Source organism: Paenibacillus thiaminolyticus (assembly GCF_003591545.1).
In the GTDB taxonomy this organism is placed as follows: Bacteria; Bacillota; Bacilli; order Paenibacillales; family Paenibacillaceae; genus Paenibacillus_B; species Paenibacillus_B thiaminolyticus_A.
Map to the genome: position 1 here is coordinate 302,968 of NZ_QYZD01000001.1, position 24,142 is coordinate 327,109.

Annotated in this window: 21 protein-coding genes and 1 pseudogene; 14 read left to right on the plus strand and 8 right to left on the minus strand. The window is 56.2% G+C overall.

The window, feature by feature from the left end:
• Positions 1 to 406: 406 nt before the first annotated feature.
• Positions 407 to 1,846, plus strand: coding sequence for a MocR-like pyridoxine biosynthesis transcription factor PdxR (gene pdxR / locus DQX05_RS01585; protein ID WP_119790279.1), 1,440 nt, complete (start codon positions 407 to 409; stop codon positions 1,844 to 1,846).
• A gap of 97 nt (positions 1,847 to 1,943) precedes the next feature.
• Here the strand turns inward: pdxR and DQX05_RS01590 are convergent, their stop codons facing one another.
• From DQX05_RS01590 to DQX05_RS01605, 3 genes are all read right to left on the minus strand, one after another.
• Complete coding sequence (locus DQX05_RS01590; protein WP_119790280.1) at positions 1,944 to 3,023, minus strand: M42 family metallopeptidase; 1,080 nt, start codon at positions 3,021 to 3,023, stop codon at positions 1,944 to 1,946.
• Positions 3,024 to 3,297: 274 nt separating this feature from the next.
• Positions 3,298 to 5,019: a phospho-sugar mutase gene (locus tag DQX05_RS01595; RefSeq protein ID WP_119790282.1), complete on the minus strand. Its 1,722-nt coding sequence runs from the start codon at positions 5,017 to 5,019 to the stop codon at positions 3,298 to 3,300.
• Between the two features lie 278 nt (positions 5,020 to 5,297).
• Positions 5,298 to 5,777: a MarR family winged helix-turn-helix transcriptional regulator gene (locus tag DQX05_RS01605; protein WP_119790286.1), complete on the minus strand. Its 480-nt coding sequence runs from the start codon at positions 5,775 to 5,777 to the stop codon at positions 5,298 to 5,300.
• 176 nt (positions 5,778 to 5,953) lie between these two features.
• Here DQX05_RS01605 and DQX05_RS01610 point away from each other — a divergent pair, with 176 nt between their 5' ends.
• On the plus strand, positions 5,954 to 6,313 hold the full coding sequence (locus tag DQX05_RS01610; protein ID WP_119790288.1) for a spore germination protein: 360 nt from the start codon (positions 5,954 to 5,956) through the stop codon (positions 6,311 to 6,313).
• Positions 6,314 to 6,607: 294 nt separating this feature from the next.
• Here DQX05_RS01610 and DQX05_RS01615 read toward each other — a convergent pair whose 3' ends face one another.
• Together DQX05_RS01615 and DQX05_RS01620 are read right to left on the minus strand one after the other, a co-directional pair.
• Complete coding sequence (locus tag DQX05_RS01615) at positions 6,608 to 8,248, minus strand: response regulator (RefSeq protein ID WP_119790289.1); 1,641 nt, start codon at positions 8,246 to 8,248, stop codon at positions 6,608 to 6,610.
• Complete coding sequence (locus tag DQX05_RS01620) at positions 8,229 to 10,088, minus strand: sensor histidine kinase (RefSeq protein WP_119790291.1); 1,860 nt, start codon at positions 10,086 to 10,088, stop codon at positions 8,229 to 8,231. Before DQX05_RS01620 ends, DQX05_RS01615 begins: the two co-directional genes overlap by 20 nt.
• 165 nt (positions 10,089 to 10,253) lie before the next feature.
• On the opposite strand from DQX05_RS01620, the gene DQX05_RS01625 reads away from it, so the two are divergent.
• The 9 genes and pseudogenes from DQX05_RS01625 to DQX05_RS01665 all read left to right on the plus strand — a co-directional run bounded on the left by DQX05_RS01625 (position 10,254) and on the right by DQX05_RS01665 (position 17,597).
• A complete protein-coding gene (locus DQX05_RS01625; RefSeq protein ID WP_119790293.1) occupies positions 10,254 to 11,135 on the plus strand; it encodes a carbohydrate ABC transporter permease in 882 nt (293 codons plus the stop codon).
• Positions 11,135 to 11,971 (plus strand): carbohydrate ABC transporter permease, encoded by an 837-nt coding sequence (locus DQX05_RS01630; RefSeq protein WP_119790294.1) that lies wholly within the window; start codon positions 11,135 to 11,137, stop codon positions 11,969 to 11,971. The genes DQX05_RS01625 and DQX05_RS01630 overlap by 1 nt, the downstream gene beginning before the upstream one ends.
• A 292-nt stretch (positions 11,972 to 12,263) precedes the next feature.
• Complete coding sequence (locus DQX05_RS01635) at positions 12,264 to 13,562, plus strand: ABC transporter substrate-binding protein (protein WP_119790296.1); 1,299 nt, start codon at positions 12,264 to 12,266, stop codon at positions 13,560 to 13,562.
• A 255-nt stretch (positions 13,563 to 13,817) separates the two neighbouring features.
• A complete protein-coding gene (locus DQX05_RS01640) occupies positions 13,818 to 14,405 on the plus strand; it encodes a hypothetical protein (RefSeq protein WP_119790298.1) in 588 nt (195 codons plus the stop codon).
• Positions 14,406 to 14,535: 130 nt separating this feature from the next.
• Positions 14,536 to 15,162 carry a hypothetical protein gene (locus tag DQX05_RS30510; protein ID WP_182914604.1) on the plus strand — a complete coding sequence of 209 codons (627 nt, stop codon included), beginning with the start codon at positions 14,536 to 14,538 and terminating at the stop codon, positions 15,160 to 15,162.
• Positions 15,156 to 15,337: pseudogene (locus DQX05_RS01650) on the plus strand (winged helix-turn-helix domain-containing protein); the annotation flags it as partial. The gene DQX05_RS30510 and the pseudogene DQX05_RS01650, both read left to right, overlap by 7 nt.
• Positions 15,324 to 15,734, plus strand: coding sequence for a hypothetical protein (locus DQX05_RS01655; RefSeq protein WP_119790301.1), 411 nt, complete (start codon positions 15,324 to 15,326; stop codon positions 15,732 to 15,734). The pseudogene DQX05_RS01650 and the gene DQX05_RS01655, both read left to right, overlap by 14 nt.
• A 30-nt stretch (positions 15,735 to 15,764) precedes the next feature.
• Positions 15,765 to 16,106: a hypothetical protein gene (locus DQX05_RS01660; RefSeq protein WP_119790303.1), complete on the plus strand. Its 342-nt coding sequence runs from the start codon at positions 15,765 to 15,767 to the stop codon at positions 16,104 to 16,106.
• Between the two features lie 102 nt (positions 16,107 to 16,208).
• Positions 16,209 to 17,597, plus strand: a complete 1,389-nt coding sequence (locus DQX05_RS01665; protein WP_119790305.1) for a dicarboxylate/amino acid:cation symporter — start codon at positions 16,209 to 16,211, stop codon at positions 17,595 to 17,597.
• A 126-nt stretch (positions 17,598 to 17,723) separates the two neighbouring features.
• On the opposite strand, the gene DQX05_RS01670 is transcribed toward DQX05_RS01665, so the two are convergent.
• Positions 17,724 to 19,115 (minus strand): YheC/YheD family endospore coat-associated protein, encoded by a 1,392-nt coding sequence (locus DQX05_RS01670; RefSeq protein ID WP_119790307.1) that lies wholly within the window; start codon positions 19,113 to 19,115, stop codon positions 17,724 to 17,726.
• Between the two features lie 297 nt (positions 19,116 to 19,412).
• Here DQX05_RS01670 and DQX05_RS01675 point away from each other — a divergent pair, with 297 nt between their 5' ends.
• A complete protein-coding gene (locus DQX05_RS01675; RefSeq protein ID WP_119790309.1) occupies positions 19,413 to 20,258 on the plus strand; it encodes a M15 family metallopeptidase in 846 nt (281 codons plus the stop codon).
• A 449-nt stretch (positions 20,259 to 20,707) separates the two neighbouring features.
• On the opposite strand, the gene tlp is transcribed toward DQX05_RS01675, so the two are convergent.
• Positions 20,708 to 20,932, minus strand: coding sequence for a small acid-soluble spore protein Tlp (tlp, locus tag DQX05_RS01680; protein WP_119790311.1), 225 nt, complete (start codon positions 20,930 to 20,932; stop codon positions 20,708 to 20,710).
• Positions 20,933 to 21,155: 223 nt separating this feature from the next.
• Positions 21,156 to 21,848 carry a GTP pyrophosphokinase gene (locus DQX05_RS01685; protein ID WP_119790313.1) on the minus strand — a complete coding sequence of 231 codons (693 nt, stop codon included), beginning with the start codon at positions 21,846 to 21,848 and terminating at the stop codon, positions 21,156 to 21,158.
• Positions 21,849 to 22,356: 508 nt separating this feature from the next.
• Here DQX05_RS01685 and DQX05_RS01690 point away from each other — a divergent pair.
• The gene (locus DQX05_RS01690; protein ID WP_119790314.1) at positions 22,357 to 23,115 is read left to right on the plus strand and encodes a zinc ribbon domain-containing protein; all 759 of its coding nucleotides are present in this window, start codon (positions 22,357 to 22,359) and stop codon (positions 23,113 to 23,115) included.
• 183 nt (positions 23,116 to 23,298) lie between these two features.
• On the plus strand, positions 23,299 to 24,072 hold the full coding sequence (locus DQX05_RS01695) for a TrmB family transcriptional regulator (RefSeq protein ID WP_119790316.1): 774 nt from the start codon (positions 23,299 to 23,301) through the stop codon (positions 24,070 to 24,072).
• Positions 24,073 to 24,142: the final 70 nt, after the last annotated feature.

A 24,142-nucleotide genomic window follows, 5' to 3' on the forward strand; every position in this document is an offset into this window, starting at 1 on the left:
GCCTCCTTTAGCTGAATCATGTTCTGGTTGATAGATGGCCTGCAGGTGCCCGCGTTTTGTGAATGAGTTCACGTAAAAGACGGCACTCGTTGCGCTGCCTGAACGCGGCGTAGCGCCGAGTTCAGGGAACGGTGCCTATCATTTGGGGTGCGTGGCCTGGACGTTAGCCGTACGACCACATCGAAGGCGGGCGCCGGCCAGGCGATCGCTTATGCCTGATCATAGTCCAGACGGTGCTGCGTGTCGCCATCCACTTTTACAGAGCGGAGTCATCCATGTTCAACACACTGCCACATAGTTGACAACGTTTCGATGAAATCGGCCTGCACCGGAGAAATAGACAAGATGCTATACTTATGATGTGTGATAAAAATCACATACAAAGCACAACAAGAGGTGGATGGCGATGTGGCAACCGGATCGTTCCAGCAAGCAGCCTTTATACCAGCAGATTGCCGCATATATAGAACAGAGAATAAGCTATGGGGAATTCCCGCCGGGAAGTCTTCTTCCCTCGGAGCGCAAATTCGCCGAGCAAATCAGCGTCAACCGGAGCACCGTCGTGCAAGCCTACGAGGAATTGCGTGCTTCCGGCATGATCGAAAGCATGGTCGGGAGCGGAACGCGGGTAAGCAAATCGCGATGGGGCGCCGCACAGAAGCACACGCCAGACTGGCTTCAATATGTGGAAGACGGCACGGCCATGCATCGGCCCGAATCTTGCTTGCGGCTAATCCGTCAAGAGCTGGATTCGGGACGCCCGCTCATCGACTTCGCCAGCGGCGAGCTGTCCCCGGATTTATCGCCCAATGAGGCGATCCGGCTGCTGCTGAGCGAGCATGCCCTCCATGAAGATCTGGGCTATGACCATCCGCAAGGCTACGTGCCGCTTCGGCAGGCGCTGGCCTCGTATTTGAAGCAGTACCGCGGCATTCGGGCCACGGAATCCTCGATTCTGGTCACTTCGGGCTCGCATCAGTCGCTCTATTTGATTACGAAGCGTCTGTTAAACCCGGGTGATGCCGTGGCCATCGAAGACCCGTCTTATTACTATTCGCTTCCGATGTTCCATACGGCAGGCCTGCGATTGTTCCGTCTGCCCGTAGATGAGAAGGGCGTCTGTCCCGAAGGGATTCTGTCGCTGCACCGGGAGCATCAGATACGGATGATATTTGTGAACCCGAATTATCATAATCCGACCGGCCGCGTGCTTGATCCGGCGCGCCGGGAACGGCTGCTCGAGATTTGCGGGCATCTGGGGATTCCCGTTGTCGAGGACGATCCGTTCAGCTTGACCTCGTTCGCGGACAACCCGCCGCCTTCGCTCAAAGCTAACGATGCCGGCAGCACCGTGCTGTATATCGGATCGCTTTCCAAAACCGTCGCTTCGGGCTTGCGCATCGGCTGGATGGTCGCTCCCCAATCCGTGGTGAGCCGGCTGACGGACGAGAAGCAGCAGGTGGATTTCGGCCTGAGCGTGCTGCCGCAGCGCATTGCGGCGGAACTGCTGGCCTCTCCCCATTTTGAAGGTCATTTACTGCGGCTGCGGAAGGAGCTGTCGCATAAGCGGAATCTGCTGCTTGACGCCCTGCAGCGCGAGCTGCCCGGCGAGCTGTCCTACACGCTGCCGCAAGGCGGCCTGCACCTGTGGTGCAAGATGAGGCGGCCCGTCGACGATGACAGACTGCTGGAGGAGAGCATCCGGCGGGGAGTCGTCTTCGTTCCGGGGAGCGTGTACGGATCGGAGCCGGGCTATGTCCGGTTCACGTTCGCGCGTCCGCAGTCCGGCGAGATCGGCCGCGGCATATCGTTATTCGCGGAAGCGCTGCGGACCGCAGGGGGATAAATGAGGATAAGCTTATGATGTCATGCGAGAATGAACAAAAAGAGCGTGCTCGTCCGGCCGGGCCGGGAGCACGCTCTTCTATATTGTCGCACAAACGCTAGGAGCGTTCGACAATTGTGTTATAGGTGGTACGGTCAGTATGCTTCACGAGTTGGACAAGCAGTTCCTTCGCCGCATCAATATCGTCGGTGTGAACGATCGAAGCCGGCGTATGGATATAGCGTCCGCACACGCCGATGACGGTCGCCGGCACGCCTTTGCCGCTCAGGTGAACCTGTCCGGCATCGGTGCCGCCCGGAGACACGAAATACTGGTACGGAATGCGGTGAGTATCCGCGATATCCTGTACGAATTCAAGCAGGCCGCGATGCGTAATCATCGTCGGGTCATAGATGCGGAGCAGCGCGCCCTTGCCAAGCTGTCCGAAGGAGTTCGGGTCGCCGGTCATATCGTTGGCGGCGCTGCAGTCGAGCGCATAGAAAATCTCCGGCTGAATGAGATTCGCCGCGGTGCGCGCGCCGCGAAGGCCAACCTCTTCCTGCACGGTCGCTCCACAATACAGCACGTTCGGCAGGGCGAATTGCTCGCGGTGCAGTTCCTTCATCAGCTCGATCGCCAGCCCGACGCCGTAGCGGTTATCCCACGCCTTGGCCATAATTTTCTTCGGATTGAGCAGCGGCGTGAATGGACAGACCGGCACGATCTGAAGTCCCGGACGGATGCCTGCCTTCTCGGCTTCCTCGCGGCTGTCTGCGCCAACGTCGATATACATATGCTTCACGTCGACCGGCTTGTTGGCCGTCGCTTCATCCAACAGATGCTTCGGAATCGATCCGACGACGCCAGGGATTGGCCCGTTCGGTGTAATAACCTCGACTTGCTGGGCGAGCACGACTTGTCCCCACCATCCGCCGAGCGGCTGGAACTTAATCATGCCGTTCGCCGTAATCTGGGTCGTAATGAAGCCAACCTCATCCAGATGGCCGGCCACCATGACGCGCGGACCTTGCTCGTCCCCCCGCATGACCCCGAATACGCTTCCGAGGGCATCGTGGACAAATTCATTCGTATATTTGGACAATTCTTGCTTCACCAGAGCACGAAGCTCCCGTTCAAAGCCGGGGGCAGACGGGAATTCGGTCAAGGTACGGAATAAGTCTAATGTTTCTTGCTGCATGATTACGAGCTCCTTCCTTCCAGGTCTGACTAGCAGCCTGCATCGATTTCGGTGGATTCTGCCTATTCCTCAGTATGGACGGGTTGGCGTTCCGTTGCAACCTTGATCTTCAAAAAAAAGCCGCCCTCCGCAGCGGAACGGAAGGCAGCTGCCTTACTGGGCAAGCGCACTCAGGGAGATGAGGTCCCAACGTGCAGAGGCGCTTGCTTGATTGAGCCGTGAACGGGATAGCCCGCAGCGATGCCGGGTGCAGCCGCGGGCGGGCAAGCCGCCGTTAGGCTTGCTTCGATGCGATGAAGCCGTCGATTCGCGCCATCACGTCTTGGCGAAGCGCCGTCAGGCGCTGCTCGGCATCGGCAGCCGACGTGCCCTGCACGGCGAAGTACATCTTAATCTTCGGCTCTGTCCCGGAAGGACGCAGACAGAACCAGCTGCCGTCCTCCAGATGGAACTTGAGCACGTTCTCCTTCGGCAGGCCATACAGGCCTTCGGCATAGTCTTCCGCGCGGGCCACGGCAGTTCCGCCCGCAGAGGATGGCGCCGCTGCCCGCCATTCGTCCATGATGCCGCCGATAATGGCCACGCCCTCGACTCCCTTGAGCGTGCGCGTCTCCAGCGCCTCCAAATAGTAGCCGTGCTGCTCGTACAGGCCTTGCAGCACTTCGTACAAGGTCTTGCCCTGCGCCTTATAGTAGGCGCCCGCCTCGCAGATCAGCATCGCGGCGATGACGGCGTCTTTGTCGCGCGCGTAATTGCCTGCGAGATAGCCGTAGCTCTCTTCATACCCGAACAGGAATGTGTGCGCCCCGGTCCGGTCGAATTCGGTCATTTTCTCACCGATATATTTGAATCCGGTCAGCGTATTGAAGACCGTCATGCCGTATGACTCGGCAATGGCCGCCCCCAGTTCGCTCGTCACGATAGTCTTGATGACGGCTCCGTTGGCCGGCAGCGTGCCTTGCGCCTTCATGGCGTCCAGCAAATAGTGGACCATCAGCGCGCCGGACTGGTTGCCGGTCAGGACGACGTATTCGCCCTGCGCGTTCTTCACGACCGCACCCATCCGATCCGCATCCGGGTCCGTTCCCATAATGATGTCCACATCCCATTCCTGCGCCTGCGCGATCGCGATCGAGAAAGCGTCGCGTTCCTCCGGGTTCGGCGACTTGACCGTGGAGAAATTCGGATCCGGCAGCTCCTGCTCCGGGACGACGCGCACTTGCTGGAAGCCAAGGCGATCCAGCACGGCGCGAACGGGCTTGTTGCCCGTTCCATGCAGCGGAGTATACAATACGCGGAATTGATCGCTCGTCTGACGAATCGTCTCCGGATTCCGACTGACGGCGGTGACGGCCGATATGTAGGCATCGTCCATAGCCGGGTCGAGCCAGACGATCAGTCCTGCCGCTTCCGCTTCCGCCCGATCCGCCTTGCGGATGTCGGCGAAGCTGTGAATGCCGCGAATCTCGGTGATGACGCGGCCTGCCGTGTCTTTCGTAATTTGCCCGCCGTCGCTGCCATAAACTTTGTAGCCGTTGTATTCCGGCGGGTTATGGCTGGCGGTAATGACGATGCCGGCACTCGCTTGCAGATGGCGTACGGCGAAGGAGAGCTCCGGCGTCGGACGCAGCTCCGGGAAGATATAGGCCTTGATCCCGTTGCCGGCGAGGACGAGGGCGGCCTCCAGCGCGAACTCCGGGGAGAAATGGCGGGAATCATACGCGATTACCACCGACGGAGAAGGGGAAGCGCCCTTCAAATATTGGGCCAGCCCCTGAGTCGCTTTGCCGACCGTATATACGTTCATCCGGTTGCTGCCAGCGCCGATGACGCCGCGCAGCCCCCCGGTTCCGAATTCCAGCTCTTTGTAGAAGCGATCAGTAATTTCCTGTTCATTGCCCGCAAGTCCGGCGAGCTCCTCCTTAGTCGCCGCATCGATCGACGCGTCATTCAGCCAAGCTTCATACTGCTCCTGGGCCATCGTGTTCATTGTCATTGCGTTTATATCCTCCTTCAATACCCTATATTTGTTGAAGACAATGATTATCGAGATAAGGATGTATCTGGTTGATGCGGCAGCCGCAAGGCGGCGAAGATGCCGGCATGCATCAATCTGGGATGCCGCATTGATCTATTGTACTGGATTCAACCGCGTTCTGCATGTGAAAAAAAAGGAGGCAAGTCAAAAAGCCGGCCCGCCGCACAGGCAAGCCGCTGCGGAGCGCATCCGTTCAAAGGCGTGCAAGTAAAGCAGCCCCCGGATCGGTCCGAGGGCTAATGATTCGTATTCACTTGGGCGATATGCCGGCCCAGCTTCTTCAAGAGCGAGGTCAGCTGCTCCTGCTCCTCCGCAGGGAGCACCTCCATGAGCTGGTGCAGCGCTTGGGCGTGCTTGGGGAAAATGTCCTGCATCAAGGCGGCTCCCTGCTCCGTCAGCTCGGCATAAATGACGCGTCGATCCTGCGCGCACGGGCACCGCTTCAAATAGCCCTTCTTCTCCAGCTTATCGACCACATAGGTCATCGTGCCGCTGGCGAGCAGCACTCTGCCGCCAATCTGCTGAATCGGGGTAGGTCCTTTATGATGAAGGAGCTCCAGAACCGCAAATTCGGAAGGGTTCAGTTGATAGCGCTTCATGTCCTGCTGCGCGAAATCCATCAGCGACTTCGACGCCCGCGACAGGACGACGAATAATTTCAAGGACTGATCGACACTCGCCGCTCCGCTTCCTCCGAGCCTATCCTTTTCGCTCATTTCGAATCGCTCCTTTCCTCCAATATGAATGTCATTCTTCCCTATAGTAACAGATTCACATCAATAACGATAATGTCCGTTAATATCTTGAAATCGAGATGAATATATCACGCCGAACCACGTATGTCAACGCATAAAACGGCCAAGCCCTCCATAATCTAACGGGTAAGGAAAGATTGTCCGGTACAGGGGGGGACCGCCTGGAACAGCTGACAGGACGCGCCAAGAAGGTCCAATGGTCCGATGCCTGCACGGAAAGTATTCACATATTGAAGCAACTGTTCGAACGTTGTTCGGACGCTTTCTTTTCACCTATCGCGTTCCAGAACGGGGAGGAAGCCACGCTCGTGTACATCGACGGGCTGAACGACGACAAGAGCCTCGATGAGCATGTCGTCCAGCCGCTCGTCACCAGCTACCGGGAGTCGGAAGGACGGCCTCCCCGGGTGGGCGACGTTACCGATACCCTCTTCACCTCGAAGGCGGAAGCGATCGAATCGATGGATGAAGCGCTGGAGCTGCTGCTGAACGCCTAGCTTATTACGCATCGCATCAGACCTCGTTCGTCATCGCGATCGAGGCGATGCAGTGGGACAAGCGGAGCTGCCGCGGCCGGGGCCAAAGGCCGGTGAAGCCTTCTTGAAGGGAACCGGAGCAGGCATCATCTGCGGATGATGGCGAATCCGCGCCCTCCCTACCCAGTTTCCGGCGTGGAGCCGGAATACAAAGGAGGGGCTGCCGGCCGAATCGTTCCCGTGCAGTGCCCGCCTAAGCCAACAAGACCCTGAATTCTTTGCCTGATGGCGCAGATTCAGGGTCTGTTCTATTTGTTACGCTCCGCCATGCTGCTTGCGGTACATGTTGGGCGAGACGCCCTCGATCTTTTTGAACACTTTGCTGAAATATTTCTCGTCCTGATAGCCGACCATCTCGCCGACCTGAGCGATGCGGAGATGGGGATTCAGCAGCAGCCGCTTCGCCTTCTCGATACGGATGCCTGTCCAGTAATCGGACAGATTAATGCCGAACTGCTGCTTGAACTTGCGGGAAATGTATTCGCGGCTGACATAGAACCGCTGGGCCATATCCTGCAGCGACAGATCCTCGTTATAATGCTGCTCCACATAGCGGGCGATATCGAAAATAATATGCTGCTCCCGGCCCCGCTGGGCGGACAGGGCATCGGACAGGCGCTGCAGCGCCTCCAGCCAGTGCCGCTCCCATTCTTCCCAGGTCAGGCCGTCCCGATCTGCCAGCTGACGGAGCGGATCCTCCGCCTCCAGCTGCCCGAGCAGGCCGGAGGCCGTCGCGCTGTCTGGGGCGGCTTCCTGCACGAGGCGAGTGCGAAGCGCCTCCCATTCCTTCAGGCACTGCGCCCGCATCGCCGGCGTCAGCACGCCGCGGCTGCGCAGCGGCTCGCTCCAGCGCCGGACGGCGGCCGCGAGCTGATCGGCCTGGCCGCTCTGCGCCGCCAGCGCCCAATCGTCCGCCGCGGCGGTCAAGCGGACGGGCGCAGCGGCGGCTTCCCCCGGCTCCGTTCCGCCCCGGAACGGATGCACCTCGATGCCGGCCTCCATCAGATTGCGCCGCGCCAGTGCCTCCTTGGCCTGCGCGTAGGCCGCGTTCAGGCCGGCGGGGAAGGGCTGGCTGCCGCTTGTCCCGAAGTGCAGCTTCCGCTGCACCGTCTGCGCCAAGCCGGCATTGATGCCCTGGAGCACAGCCTCCAGCTCGGCGGCGTCTTCCCATAGGACGATCGCCAGCTCGCTTCCGGTGCTCCAGTAGCGGAACGCCGCGCCCCGCATGCGCCCGGGCGGGTTCAAAAAATCAGCGGCGATGTTGACCAGCGTGTAGAACAGCAGCTGGACATCATCACCGAATTTGCCGCGGAATTCGCGGCTTCCCGCAGGCACGCAGGCGATCGCGAGCCGAATGCGGGAGATGCCGGCCGGGAGGCCGAATTCCGACGCCAGCCGGCGGACGTTGGCTTCATACACCGCCGGATCGTCGAGCAGGCTCGACCAGAGCTTCTCCGAGACGAGCGGCTTGAACTCGTTCACCTGCATGCGATGCATATGGCTCGCCTGCCGCTCTGCCTCCTCGTGCCGCCACGCCTCCACGGCCTTGGCGACCGCTTCATTGATCGCCTCCGGATCGATCGGCTTCAGGATATAGTCAATGCCGCCATGCTGCAGCGTATGGCGCACGAGCGCGAAGTCGTCGTGGCCGCTGATGGCAATGACCTTGCAGGCGGGCGCATGGCGGCTTATCCATTCCATCACCCCGGTTCCGTCGAGCCGGGGCATCATCATGTCCGTCATGACGATCTGGGGCTTGCAGGCGGCCAGCAGCTCGATTGCCTGCTGTCCGTCCTGCGCCTCGTGGATCGCCGTGATCCCGTGCTCCTCCCAGTTCACCAGCAGCCGGATTGCCTCGCGGACATGCCTCTCATCGTCAATGATTAACGCTTCCATTCGAGTCTAGCTCCCCCTTGATGAGTATCGTGATGCGGGTGCCATGCGGATCGACGGCCCCGATCCGCAGCTTCGCTTGCCCGTTGCTGAACAGCTGCAGCCGCGTCAGCACATTGACGAGCCCGATGCCCGACGAGGTCTCGTCGGCTGCGGCGCCGCGCCACAGATCGTGGCTCGTGCGGATGCCGAGCCGCTCCGGATGAACCTCCTCCAGACGTTCATTCAGCTCGATTCGCCGCTGCAGCGGCATGCCGCGACCGTTGTCCTCGACGGTAATCTCGATCATTCCCGCCTCTTCGCCATCGGCAGGCCGAGTGATGATCCGGCTGGCAATCCGTAGCCAGCCGCCGGAGCGTTCCTGCTCCAGCCCGTGCTTGAAATAATTCTCGATCAGCGGCTGGAGCGTCATCTTCGGCACGGACAGATCCAGCGTGGCCGGATCGAGGTCGAAGCGTGCGTCGAAGGCGTTCTCGAACCGCTGCGCCTGAAGCTGCAGGTAGGCCTTGGCATGGTCGATCTCCTCCCGCAGCGTCACCGTGCTCTCGTCCGTATACATGCTGTAGCGCATCATGCGGGCGAGCGCCGTGACGAGCTTATAAATCTGAGGTGCCTTGTGCTGCAGCGCCAGCGTGCCGATCGATTGCAGCGCATTATTCATGAAATGCGGATTGATCTGGGCTTGCAGGGCTTTCAACTGATTCGTCTTGTTCGCGATCTCCAGCTGATACTCGCGCACGATGAGATTGTTGAGCCTGTCCATCATATTGCGGAAACGCTTGGACACGACGCCAATCTCGTCATTGCTGGCAGGCTGGATGTCGACGTTCAGATTGCCGGTCTGCACCTGGCTAATATAGCGGACGAGCTGGCGGATCGGCCGGGTAATCCGGAACGATACGATAATTGTCGCGATAATGATGATGACAAGCGAGAGCGCGATCAGCAGCATGTTGACCACGGCGGCCCGGTTCGCTTCCTCCAGCAGCACATGCTTCGGAATGATTTTGATAAGCGTCATATTGATCAGCGGCGTCTCGACCCGCTCATGAACGAAGAGAGAGCCGTCCGCTTCGATGCTGCCGCTTGGCGATGCCAGGAACGGGGCAAGATCGTGTCCAGTCTCCTGGAACGGGCGCCCGATCGCCTCCCGATCCCCCGAGTAGAAAATGGCGCCCTCGTCATCGACCAGATAGAACTGCTCCTTGTCCCGGACATAGAGCTGATCCGCAATCCGAGACAGCGCTTCCAATTTGACGTCGATGGACAGATATCCCAGCCGCTCGCTGGATGGCATGCGGTAGATGGGACGGTGGAGCGTGAATACTTGAATGCTCGGGAAATAATAAGGCGACGCGTTGAAGCCGTACGTTCCGCTCAGATGGGTCGGCTGCATGCTGATGCCATCCTGTGCATAGCGCTGGACGTTCTCGTCGAGCGCAACGTCATGCATGCGCCGCGGCAGGCTTTGGATGACGAGCGTAGCCCGCTGCTGCTTGATCCGGTATAAATAAACCTGCCAGATGTCGCCCATCGCGGTGGCGATATTTTGCAAGGAGACATAGGTATTCGCTTCTGCAGTGTAATCGTCATAGCCCAATTCGAGCTGCCGGAAAAATTCATGATCCGTATAGACCGCCAATGAGGTCCGGTTCAAATTGTCCAGCAGGTTGCCGAGATTGGTCTTCCCTTGAAACATGAGCTGACGGTTCTCTTCGATGGCCCGCCGCTTCAATGAGTCGGTCGTATAGCTGTAAGACACGACCATCGTCGCGACTGTCGGCACAATCGTCGCAATCAGCATGAACAGAATAAGCTTGGTGCGGATGCTGTTCCAGCGCATAGATGTTCAACTCCTCCGGTCACAGTGTACCCGTTCCGCAGGGAGCGGTCAATATATTGCACCTTTTCGTTCATCAGCATCGGTGGCAACCGCTTACATCGGACGTCATACTAGAGGTATTCCTGAACACGAATGAAATTCATAACATGAAAAGGGGAGAGGCGAATGTCGCGCAAAACATGGTCTCAAGTCGGACAACAGCTTTTTTTCATCGGCCCGGCGGCATTCTTTTTTACGATTATCGTTGTCTTTCCGTTCCTGCTCGGCATGTACTATTCCTTCACCGATTGGAATGGAGTGTCAGGGTCAGTGACCTGGGTAGGACTCGATAATTTCAGGCAAATCTTTGCGAATGGCTCGGATTTCTTCCCGGCCTTCTGGTTCACGCTGCGGTTCACAGTGGCAGGCATCGTATTGACGAACCTGATCGGCTTCCTGTTCGCTTACGTGCTGACGAAGCCGCTCAAGCTGCGCAATGCGCTGCGCACCGTCTTCTTCATGCCGAACGTCATCGGCGGCCTGCTGCTTGGCTTCATCTGGCAGTTCATCTTCGTCAAGGGCTTCGCCGCGATCGGCGAGCTGACGGGCATCGGCTTCTTCAATCTGCCGTGGCTCGGCGACGAGACGACGGCGTTCTGGGGTATTATTATCGTCTTCGTCTGGCAGACGGCCGGTTACTTGATGGTTATCTATATCGCGGCGATGACGAACATTCCGAAGGATGTACTCGAAGCGGCCGAGATTGACGGCGCTTCCCGCGGGCAGGTGCTGCGCCACGTCATCGTGCCGCTCGTCATGCCGGCGGTGACGGTCTGCTTGTTCCTCGCCATTTCCTGGTCGTTCAAAATGTTCGACCTGAACCTGTCGCTCACGAAGGGCGGCCCGTTCAAATCGACGGAATCGGTTGCGCTGAACATTTATTTGGAGGCGTTCCAAAATAACCGCTACGGTCTCGGTACGGCCAAAGCGCTTCTATTCTTCGTTATCGTCGCCGTCATTACCCTGATTCAGGTGAAAATCACCAAGAGCAAGGAGGTGGAGATCTGATGGAATCCACGCGCAAATACGGCGGCCGTCTGCTCCTGACCGAAGGACTGATGGTGCTGGCCGGACTCGTATTTCTCGTTCCATTCTATTTTCTGCTGGTCAATTCCGTCAAATCGTTCGGCGATTTGCTGAGCAATGCCGCAAGCTGGCCTGTCTCCTTCGAATGGGAAAACTATCGCAAGGCATGGGAGATGACGCAATTCCCGCAGGCATTCAGCAATTCGCTGCTTGTCACAGTCTCCGGCATTCTGCTTATCGGCCTTTTCAGCGCCATGGCCGCTTACCGGATGGTGCGGCATAATTCCCGGTTCAACCGGTTCCTGTTCATGGTGTTCGTCGCGGCGATGGTCATTCCGTTCCAATCCATTATGATCCCGCTCGTCAAGGTGACGGGTACGTTGCATCTGATGGACAGCATCTGGGGATTGCTCATCTGTTATCTCGGCTTCGGGGCGCCGCTCTCGATTTTCCTGTTCCACGGCTTCGTCAAGTCAGTACCGGCAGAAATTGAAGAGGCGGCGGTCGTCGACGGCTGTTCCCCGTATGCGGTCTTCTGGCGGATCGTGCTGCCGCTGCTGAAGCCAATGTTCGTGACGGTGGCGATTTTGAACAGCTTGTGGATTTGGAACGACTACCTGCTTCCGTCCCTTATGCTGCAGAGCGCGGAGCTGCGCACCATTCCGCTTGCGACCTATGCGTTTTTCGGGCAGTATACGAAGCAGTGGGATTTGGCGCTGCCGGCGCTCGTGCTGGGCATTACGCCAATCGTCGTCTTCTTCCTGGCGATGCAGCGCTATATTATCGAAGGGATTACGGCCGGTTCGGTTAAAGGGTAAGCGGTGTGCCTCAATCGGTACGTCATTACCCATCAGCCGCAGGCTGGAAGCATCCCTAATCTTCAATGGTCAATGAATTGCACCTGTTCGGTCAATTCTCTCGGTGTAACCGCTTGCATGATTGGCCTTATACTGAAGAGGAATCAAGCGGCAGTCACTGCCGCAGACGACGGATCGTCGGCATTCATAATCTTTATAACACAGTTAAGCTGCACAACAATTAAGTTACCCAACAGTTAAGCCTACACAACGGCAACAAAATCAGGTATACACATAAGGGGAGGTCTGGCAAATGAGACGAATGGCACAATGGTCGTTGGTCATGCTTTTGGCGGTATCGGTAATGCTCGCCGGCTGCGGAGCGAAGGACGGGGGCGGAGATGCGTCCTCTTCAACCGGGACGGACGGCGCCAAGCAGGACGTGAAGACGGTGAAGATTTTCCAATTCAAGGTTGAAATCGCGGAGGCGTTGAACCGGCTGAAGGGGGAATTCGAGAAGGAGCATCCGAACATCAAGCTTGATATTCAGACAGTTGGCGGCGGAGCCGATTATGGCGCCGCGCTCAAGGCCAAATTCGCAGGCAATGACGCGCCCGACATCTTCAATAACGGCGGCTTCCAGGAGCTGACGACCTGGATCGAGCATCTGGAGGATCTGTCGGATCAGCCGTGGGTGAAGGATGTGCTCCCGCTGGCGAAGGAACCGATGACCCAGGACGGCAAGCTGTACGGCATGCCGATGAACCTGGAGGGGTACGGCTTCATCTATAACAAGGATCTGTTCGCCAAGGCGGGAATTACCGAACTGCCGAAGACGCTGGCCGAGCTGGAGGATGCCGCGAAGAAGCTGCAGGCAGCCGGGGTTACGCCATTTGCCAACGGCTATCAGGAATGGTGGATTCTCGGAATTCATAACTTGAACGTCGCTTTCGCGCAGCAGCCGGATACAAATGCCTTTATTCAGGGGCTGAGCGACGGCAGCGCGAAGTTCAAGGGCAATCCGGAGTTCGAGAATTGGGTGAATCTGCTTGACCTGACGGTGAAGTACGGCAACAAAAACCCGCTGACGACCGACTATAACACGCAGGTGACGCTGTTCGCCAAGGGCGAAGCCGCCATGATGCAGCAGGGCAACTGGACCCAGGTTCAGATCGACGGCATCGACCCGAACTTGAATCTCGGCGTGCTGCCGATGCCGATTGACAATGACGCGGCGAAGAATGACAAGCTGCTCATCGGCGTACCGAACAACTGGGTCGTCAACAAGAACTCCAAGGTGAAGGAAGAAGCGAAGACGTTCCTGAACTGGATGGTTACCTCCGATATCGGCAAGGAGTATATTGCCAAGGAGTTCAAATTCATCCCGGCCATGTCGACGATCGAAGCGATGTCGGAGGATCTGGGCGACATCGCATCCGACGTGATGGAGTACAGCCAGGACAATCGCGTCCTGAGCTGGAACTGGTTCAAATACCCGGATGGCGCCACGCAGGAATTCGGGAACTCGATCCAGGCCTATATCGCGGGCAAGGCCGACATGGATAAAATGTTCGATGAATTCCAAAAGGCCTGGGACAATCTGAAAAAGTAACCTGAACCGCTAACCGGACACAATAACGCCAGAGGCTGTTCCCGCTAAGGGAGCGGCCTCTTTCTCTTGTCTATCCAACGGGGAGATCCATATGGTTTCCATATCGTCTCGCTATCACATCTATCGATTTTTCCACTGATTTCAGAGTGAGGAGATAGACGATTCCTATATATGTTTGAAGCAGACTCACATTATAGACTTTTGAAGTTCGATAAGATACATTGGTCTTGCACTTAACGAAAGGGGAGAGGTTTGATGAAGAAAAGGGTATATGTTTTTATTGTATTATTACTGTTTTATTCCTTTTTTCTCGTAATGTACAATAGTGGTTCAAAAACCATACAAGAAGCACTAAGCACATCACACCCTGAGCGGATCGATATTATCCATGAAGAAAACACGAAGCATGGTATTATCGTCTTTTACCATCAACTGAGTAACAATGATTTTTCAGTGGCTGTTGTAAAAAAAAGATTCGGGAACTTTAAAGTGATTTATAGTGGAGCACAAGGAGATATTGATTTAACGTTAAATCGGTTTGGTTTTACTCATATGTTTTTTCCATCTATAGGAAAAGAATCCTCCCCTATGTATTTTGGCCTTATTAGAAATCCAGAGATAGCTCAAATCAAAATAATAGAAAAGAAACGAAATATTGAAGGGCAAGCTAAAATTATTGCAGGAAGAGGTGCCAGGGTTTGGTTAATGGATATGAAGGGATTTGAGGGAACAGACTTTCAAATCATCGCGCTCTCTAAGGATAATAAGGAAATTGCCAAAAGAGATGACACTATATCTGGGCAAGTATCTGATACTGATCATAAACCTATAACAGGTGAATAGATAAATAAACTGGACAGTGAAAGGTTCTCATCGTAAACCCTTCTAGGCAATTGCAAGATCAGATGCCAGGTTACAAAAAAGATAAGGTGGATAACATTCAATATAAAAACAACGTAACGCATTCTGGTTTGTGACATCTTTCACCTATTCACATTGGATAGTGTCCAGATTTCAGCCACAGGATGCGCCTCTTATCACTTCTCTGCTGCGCATCCTCGTGCTGCGCATCCTCGTGCTGCGCATCCTCGTGCTGCACATCCTCGTGCTGCGCATCCTCGTGCTGCACATCCTCGTGCTACTCATCCTCAGGAAATTGCTGCAAAAATACAGTTTTTCTTCGCTAAAAACCCTTATTTCCACCAAATTCCTGCAAAAGCGCAGCAATTTCCCTTCCAATTGCAAATTCGAGCCCAAACCGGTCAAAATTGATGCCTATTTGCAGGATTTCATTTATCGTAATTCGGCTTGGGGCGAAATCCTGCATTTGTGCAGCATTTTTTGGAAAGTGGTCGCCAATACGGCTAATACAGTTCATTACATGGCCTGGGAAGCCGGTGGGGGACACCGCTGGAGGGCGAACCTGGAAAAACTGGTGAAACTGACGGGACAGGCGGAACGTAAGCTCGGAAGGCGGAACCATAAGCTCGGAGGCGGAACTACATGGCTCGGAAGGCGGAACCGCATGGCTCGGAAAGCGGAACCGTATGGCTCGGAAGGCGGGAGCTCCTGTCTTGCGCCCTTGGGAGCCGCATTTTGACGCGGGATGCGCTCCTCGATCAAGTATGGGGCTCGACTATGACGGCGACGAGCGCACGGTCGATACCCATATCCGCAGGCTGCGCGAGAAGATCGGTGACTATCTAATCAAGACGCACCGGGGAGTGGGGTACAGCCTGGAAGAGACCCGGAATGTGATGGATGCAGATGAATAGGCTGGCCCGCAAGCTTTTTATCCGCTTTTCGCTCATCATCGGCTTCGTGCTGCTGCTAACGTATGTGGCGAATACGTTTTTGCTCCCGGGATACTATTTGCCTGAGAAAAAGTCCAATCTCGCCGATCTGGCTTCGGTGCTCGCTGAGCAGGAAGGAGCGGAGCGGGAAGCGGATCTCGCAGGGCTGGAACAGGAGGCGGATCTCGCCGGACTGGAGCAGGCTTACGGCGTTACCATCGTGCATGTTCCGTTCACGACGAATGTGGATGAGCTGAATAACAGCGTCAAGTGGGCGCTCGCGCGGAAGGGCATTGCGCTGAGCAAGTTCTGGATTACCGAAGACAGCGTCGAGAAGCTTGCGCAACATATGCCGGTCAAAAAAATATACGAACAATAGAAGCTCAAATCGAGCTTTCTCGTAACATTTATGAAGAAGGGGGACGAGCTGTACGCGCTGGGGGAGTCGATCGCCCATTTCGGAAAGATACTGGCGATCGTCAACCGCTTCACCTTGTTTATTTCCGTCGGGGAGCTTGCCTTGGCGCTGCTGCTGTCCGCCTGGTCGGCAAGGCGAATTCTTCGCCCCCTGGGCGAGCTCCAGGAGACGGCGGAGTATGGGCCCGATTTGAAGGTCGTAGTCAATTTTTCGGACCAGGATGCCATGTATGGGGAAGATCCCATCAAGGCCAAATCGGCCCTTATCTTTGACGGCGGGAAGCGCATCCCGTTCGATGCTGCTTCCGTTGCCGCCGAGGGAAATTTTCCGTAACGGCAGACCAGGCTCCGGCAAAAAACAATTGACGTTCGCTCTTCCTATTCTTATAATACCCATTAAACATGTTGGAATTATAAGTTATCAGGAGGACGGATCATGAACGAACAATCTTGGATTTCATTGCGGGACTGGAATGTCTACGCAAGCTGGGGCATTGCCCTGCTGCTCGTCATTCTGCTGTGGTGGCTGGCGAAAAAGAAGGTCGGCTTCGGCGTGCGCGTGCTGCTGGCGATGGCGCTCGGGCTGACGTTGGGGGCGCTGTTCGGTCCGGCGGCTGCGGACGTCAGCATTCTGGGCTCGCTGTATGTCAGCCTCATCAAAATGGTGGTCATGCCGCTCGTCTTCGCCGCCATCATTACAAGCATCACATCCGTTAAAGATCCGGCCGTCTTGAAAAAGCTCGGGACGAAGACCATTGCGCTCTTCCTGATTACGACCGCGATCGCGGCGGTTATCGGCCTGGGGACGGCGCTGGTCATCGATCCCGGTTCCGGCATCGCCCAGAACGGCGATGCGGCCCAAGATTTCCAGGCGCGCGAGATTCCGAGCTTCCGTCAGGTGATACTTGATCTCGTTCCGTCGAACCCGATTAACGAGATGGCTGAAGGCAAGGTGGTGCCGGTCATCATCTTCGCTGCCTTCATCGCCGTCGCCATCATATTCGAAGGGACGCGGAACCCGGAGCGGGTCCGGCCGGTTCGTTCGTTCTTCCAGTCGTTCTCTCATATTATGTTCCGCGTCACCAAATTCGTTATCCGGCTGACGCCTTACGGAGTGCTGGGGCTCATGACATCAATGTCCGCGAAATACGGACTGTCCACCTTGAAGGAATTGGGCTGGTTCATTATTGCTGTCTATGCGGCGTGCCTCATCCATATGATTATTACGTTCGGATCGCTTGTCGCATTCGGCGCCCGCGTCAATCCGATCCGGTTCTTCAAGAAGGCGTACCCGACGATGGCGGTCGCCTTCACGACGCGCAGCAGCTACGCGACGCTGCCTGTCAACATGGAGGTGATTACGAAGCGGATGAAGGTCTCGGACCGGATAGCCAGCTTCGTGGCGCCGCTCGGGGCGACAATCAACATGAACGGCTGCGGCGGCATCTACCCGGCCGTCGTCGCCGTGTTCATCGCCCGGGTCTACGGCATTGATCTGAACATCGCCGATTATCTCCTCATCATTGGCGCCGCAACATTGGCTTCCGTCGGCGTGGCCGGCGTGCCCGGTCCGGCCTCGATCTCGACGACGGTCGTGCTGGTGCAGGCCGGTCTGCCGCTCGAAGGCTTCGCGCTTGTGCTCGGCGTGGATGCGATCGTCGATATGGCCCGCACCACTGTCAACGCGACAGGAACGACCGTCGCCTCCCTGCTTGTCGCCAGCAGCGAGGGCGAATTCGACCGCGAGGCGTTCCATCGCGAGCCGGACGGGGAGATTGACTTCAACACGGAAATTGCGCCAAGCCAAGGGACCGTATCCGTGTAACCTCGATTTGCAGAAGACAACAACGACTGCGATTTTACCGCATGCAGTATGAGCGAATTACGGGCCATCAGGCCCCCGACGAAGAACCCGCCAAGCCGGTTAGGCTTGGCGGGTTCTTGTGCTGAATCAGGAGGCCGGGGCATCGGCGGAACGATAGGATAGCGAGTGCGATTTGTGAGCCTCCTCATATTTCGCATTCGGACCGGGACCGTTGACCTGAAGGAGGCGCTTCTGCTCTCCGTCTTGCTTCAACGCCTGATCTTGCTCGCGGTCCTGCACCGGTTCCTGCTGTTGCTGTACTTGTTGCTCTGATGGCTGTTTTTCTTGGTGTACTTGTATTTCTACTTGGACCGGTTTTTCTTCCAGTTCTAGGACGGCTATCTTTTCCGGGTGCTGATCATGAATTTGGACAATCTTGTGCATTGCCTTCTCGTGTCGCTGCCGGGCCAAATACATTGCATAGGCGATCGGATACGTCAAGGCATTCTGGTACGCTTCCTTATCGCCAATCTTGCGGAACAGATCCCGGCTCGGCTTCGGATTAACCTCCAGCAACCATATCTTGCCTGCCTTATCTACGGCGAGGTCGATCCCGAGTTCGAACAGGGAGCCGATCTTATCCTCGATCACCTCGGTCAGGCGCTGTGCTACACAGCGGCATTCCTCTTCAATGGCTTTCGCCTGCTCTAGCCCGAAGTGCTTCTCCATGAACGGAAGGAACGGCAGCGCTGCACTGCCCCGTTGACCCGCCAGATTGGAATTCGGGCTGCGCGGCGTGCCGACGCGGATAGCCATACCTGTCGTCACCCATTCGCCCTCTCCGTTTTTTTGATGAAGGACGCGGGCATCGGCGGTTCTTTCGGGCAGCAACTCGGTATCAATACCCTGCTGAAGGACGAATGAGCCGTTGCGAATGCGCTGCGACCGGGTCCAATGCGCGAGCCAGCGAACGACCTCGCCCCGATGGCGGAGCCGGACATTACGCAGCCCGAAGCTTCGTTTCCGTCCCCATACTTCATACCTGCCTTGCTTCGCCTGGATACGGACGACGCCCATCCCGCCGGTTCCATTGCCTGGCTTCGCATAGAGAAGCGGATAGTGAGCCAGCATGCTTCTCAGATTCCGTTCGGAATAAGGCATTGACGTCGGAAGCCAGCGGGCGGTTCTTTCATCGGCGGAGAACATTTCCAATGCTTTGGACTTGAGCACGAATTTATCGTTGGCATAGGGGAAAAGCGAACGGTTCCGCATGATGCGGAAGGCGGCGTTCCAATTGCTGCGTCTCCGATCGATGACGATGTCGGGCCAAGGCTCTATCGCGGCGGTCCAGCCCGAACGGGTGAACTTGAACCCGCGAATCTGCCTGTGGCGGAGGCGGATGTCTGATTCATTGAATACATACACATTAGCCCCCAGCTTCCTGCCGATCTCCACCCATTGGCGGAACACGAAGGATTCTGTGAACCAGGTGCCCTTGCGGTATGTGAAAATTCCAATGACCGGACGTCTCTGCTTCATCTGATATCACCTCCTTGGCCGAGAAAGTGGCGGCCGAGATTGTGACTGCGGTTCAATGCGGCAATGCTGATTCCGTTGCAGGTACAGCCCATGGGCGGGCTGTCCAAGTTGATTGCACGGCGGATCTCTCCGTATGCGATCGTACTACAGCATATCGCCGGAGCCGGAGAAGTGTGACTGTCATTTCAGGGAATGTGGTAAATCTCTTACTATTCGAAATCGCTGATAGAATGCGATATAATAGACTCTCAATCTAGCAGCAAGCTGCGAGTCAAGATTGAGAGAGGGGATACTCGAATGAACCAGAACCGTATGGCAGTCCGGTGTCTAATCGCAGCATTGGGTGTAGCCCTCTTGCTTAGCGGTTGCCAGTCATCGAGAAGCAGTGAGGCGGGAACGCCGCAATCGGGCCAGACCGAGGTTGATCCGGCTCTGACGCCATCTCCCGATCCTGATAATTCAGCGGATCCCGGGAGCGATACGGGCAATGAAGGGGCCGTCGACGCTATTGTGCAGATGAAGTCGGAATTCGCCTTGGCGAATACGGTACATGAAGAGGACGGACGAGCAATCGTAACGAATGAAGAATCGACTATGGTTGTCGTCAATAAGCAGCGATATTTGCCGGATGGGTATGAACCTCCGGATTTGGTAGAACCTAATGTCAAGTTCTCGTTCGATGAGCCGCATGAGAAGCGCCATATGCGCAAGGAAGCGGCCGAAGCGCTGGAAGCGCTGTTCGCCGGAGCGGATCAGGATGGCATCACGCTGAACGCCGTCTCGGGCTATCGTTCGTATCAGCGTCAGCAGTCGCTATTCAATCATTATGTCGAGACGCAAGGGAAAGAGTACGCTTCCCGCGTCAGTGCCGTTCCGGGAACGAGCGAGCACCAGACCGGGTTGGCGATTGACGTATCCAGCCCAAGCGTAGGCAATGTGTTGGAAGAGGTTTTCGGCGATTCGGAAGAAGGACAATGGCTTGCGGAGCATGCTCATGAATATGGCTTCATCATCCGTTATCCGCAGGATGGCGAATCGATTACCGGGTATGTATACGAGCCATGGCATATCCGCTATGTCGGGAAGGAAGCGGCCAACGCGATATATAGCGAAGGAACGACATTGGAGCAATTTTTGCAATAGCATTTATTCTTATACGAGAATACGAAAAAGAAAGCCGGAGATGGGGGAACTGTCTTCGGCTTGTTTTGTGTCTTGGGCGGTTGAACATCGAACTAGAACCCTCGGGAACGGTCCGTCCGTTGTCGGTTGTCCTGCTCCGCGCGCACGGCAGCGGCTGGCGGAGCAGGAGAGCTGGAGGATCGCAAGAAAACGGATGTAAAGTTTCTGTATATGAGCGAATGGGATAATCGATCATGCGGCCCAAAACAGGTCCAGACGAGAGGGTAGAGGGTGTCCGAACGGCGCAAGCTTATGAGCGAACGGGATAATGGACAAAAGGAAGTAAACATGACGCTAAGGGATAGTGTGCAAGAGGATATACGAACAATCGGGCGAGGGAAAAGGGAGGGCACATGCCACGCAAAGAACCGGAGGAAGCTCCCCTTCCCCCGGTTCTCTATGCGCACGGATTACTCTTTGGCGTACGGCTGCTCGTCGCGGCGCTCGTCCGCCAGCGATTCGATGCTGTCGCGGCGTCGTTCATTCTTCGCCTTCAGCTGCGTTTGCTCGCCTTCGCTTATTTCATCTGCATGCGCCGACAAATACTGCTCGCTCTCCCGCAGATTCTCTACGGTATTGTCGATTGCATTCTGAATATGCGCTGCATTGTCCGCGCGGTTATCCGGCTTTGGCATATGCAAGGCCTCCTTTGCCTTCCCGAGTATGGTGGACGCGGGGCGACAAGACAGACGGCCCTGAAGGTCCGCCTGAGCATGTTCGCATTCATGGCGTCATTTGATAAGGTGCATCAGCCGCCCGCTTTTTATGCTGGCTGGCTGAGGCGCCTTCCAGGAGCACCATGCTGCCCAGGCTTCCGGAGTCCGCTGCGAGAGAATGGGAGCGCGAGCCTCGCATACACTATGGCGATGACGTGATGTCGCGCAGAGACAGGCCGTTCTCGATTCCTTTGAGCCAGTCCTCCTGATTGTAAGACAGTATCTCTTTGCGCAAATCAAGCATTTTCCGATCCAGATCATCTACGGCTCTAGCTGCTTCCGTCAATTCCTTAATGACATGAGAAGGCACCTGCTGCTCGAATTTATAATAAATGATGTGCTCCAGGCTCGCCCAGAAATCCATGGCCAGCGTCCGCAGCTGTATCTCCACATATATCCAGCGCGTATCCTCGAACAGGACAAGCGGCACCTGGAGAATAATATGAAGGCTCTGATAGCCGTTCGCCTTCGGATTGGCGATATAGTCCTTGATTTCCGTAATCCGGATATCGTCGCGGGTCTTCAGATGATCGAGAATCAGGTAGATATCTTTGACGAACGCGCATACGATCCGCATTCCAGCGACGTCATAGATCTTCTTCACAATCGAATCGAGGGTGAGCGGAAGGCCCTTGCGCTGCAGTTTATTGAAAATGCTGCTTGGTTCCTTGAGACGTGTCTTAATATGCTCGATTGGCTCATAGCCGTTGCGAAGCTTCCACTCCGCTTGGATGACCTTGATCTTGGTCTCCAGCTCTTCCAGAGCCAATTGATACAATGTCGGCAGTTGCTTCACTTCTTCGTACTGCTTCATAATGATATCGGTCTGTGCCATACGAATCTCCTCGTGTAATTGCGTAATATGCAAGAGACATCGGCAAATGGATTACCGGATATGCCCGTATGCTACTTCTATTGTAACGGATTCGGGGGCAGAATATCAAAGCACGCCCAGCTGGCAATCCATACCCAGCCGTTCCGGAATGGAGCCGCGGGGGCCGCATGCTTGGCCCAAAAAGGCATCTCCTTTCCCATAGAAATCGCGGGTTCCTTCGTAGTATAATAAAGCACCCCCGATACATCATGGGCGAACATAGGCGGGCTTGCGGGGCGCTCGGAATTGGGAAGCAGTTGTTGTACATGTTCCGTAAAAGTTGCGCATACGTTGAACAAGAGGCTTGGTTCTGGAACCGGCTCTGCACGACAACGGATGGCATGCCCGCCCGGTAGAACGGAGGGAGCAATACCCGATTGTGTGAAGGGTCTGTTTCGATCCGCGCCGTCCTGTGTATAGGGTTAAGGGGCCATGTTCAACAGCGGACATGGAAAGGGAGGGATTACTTATGAATCGAATATTGCAAAAGTTAAAAAAAGGCGCCAGCAAAGCATCGGAGAAGGCGCAAAATGTCATTGAAATCAATCGTCTGCAATCACAGATTGCGGCCCGGCGCAAAGAGATCGAGCAGAATGTGTATCTCATCGGCGAACGGGTATATGATGCCTATAAAAAGAAGGATTTAACGCAAGCGGAAGATGAGATTATGGCGCTTGGAGACACGAATCTGCTGCTGGAAGAAGAGATCAAGCAGCTGGAGTGGAAGGTGAGCGAGCTGCGTCATGAGAAGCGATGCGAGTGCGGAGAAGTGGCGCCGATAACTTCGAAATACTGCGCTGCCTGCGGCCGGAAGCTGCCGGAGGCTCCGGAGGAGCTGTTCGAGCTGGACGAGGAATGGGGCGAGGAGGAAGAGGAGACGAGAGTCTATGCGCATCATCCGTCCTCTGACTCCGAATCGGCCCCCGTCGCGGAAGACGACGTCCGGTGGCAGCCTCTGCAGCCGGAGGAAGACGAGGAGTGCGAGGGGGAAGTTCGCTACACGTACCATCCGGACCACCTCTCGTCTCACCCGACAAGGCAGAAGGAGGAATTCTCCATCCCGCCCATGGAGTCCAGCCGGACCGGACGGGAGATGAATATTACCGTCGGGGGCAGGCCGGTCACGAGGAGGAAGGAGGAGCCTTCCGTTCGCCGCTGCCCGAACTGCAACTCCGCTCCGGAGCCGGAGGCGAAGTGGTGCGAGCGCTGCGGCACGCCTTTTATATAAGCGAGGGAGTCGGGGGAGGACTTGAAGAGAACCTGAGGGTTCTCTTTTTTATGTGGGCTGTCGACAAATAGCGACGGTATTCGATGAAAAAAACTCCGGTTTGAGTTACAATGACAACAGGGAACGCCAGGTGAACAGCCTTGGTATCTGACAGATGTATTCGTAGAGTGGGAGGCTGGCCTGATGGAAGGACTCGTATCGCATTTACGAGCGCTCGGGTTCACGGAAATGGAAGCTAAGATTGTTGTAAGTTTGTCTGAGCAGGGCGCAATGACCGGATATGAAATCGCCAAAAAACTGGGGGTATCGCGATCCAACGTCTATGCCGCGCTGCAGCGCCTTGTCGATCAGGGTGTCATCCTTCACCGTAAAGGCGATCCGTCGCATTATGCTGCGCTTCCGGCAGAGGAGCTGACGAAGCTGCTGGCCACCCGTCTGGAGACATCGCTGCGCTATGTGGCGCAGCATATGCCTGCGGCGGAAGCGGATGGCGGTTCCTTCTACAGCGTCGAAGGAGAGCGGGCCGTATCGGATACGATCAAGCGCACGCTGCATGAGGCGGAGCGGGAGATTATCGTCGATGTATGGCCTGATGAAGCGGCCGTACTGCGGGAGGAACTGCTGCTGGCGGAAGCGCGGGGTGTGAAGGTGCTGTGGTCGATCGCAGGACATGAAGGCCGGACGACCGAACGGATTTGGCCGATGTCGAGGGCGGCGGAGAGCGAGCCGCGGCATTTCGCCTTTGTCGTCGACCGCCGGGAGACGCTGATTGGCGCGCGGGGCAGCGGCCATGCGACCAAAGCGTTATTGACGGAGCATCCAGCCGTGACGCGCCTTGTCCTGAGCCATTTTTTGCAAGAGGCGGTGCTGTACGAGTTGGAGCGGGAGATGGATCGTGACGGCCAACGGCGCTTCGGCGAGCGTATTGAGGAGATTATGGCCCAATATTTTGACTAATTTTCGAACTTTGTGAAAAATGAAACAATTTCCTGGAACGTGAATCAACTCATTGCGTATTGATCAATAT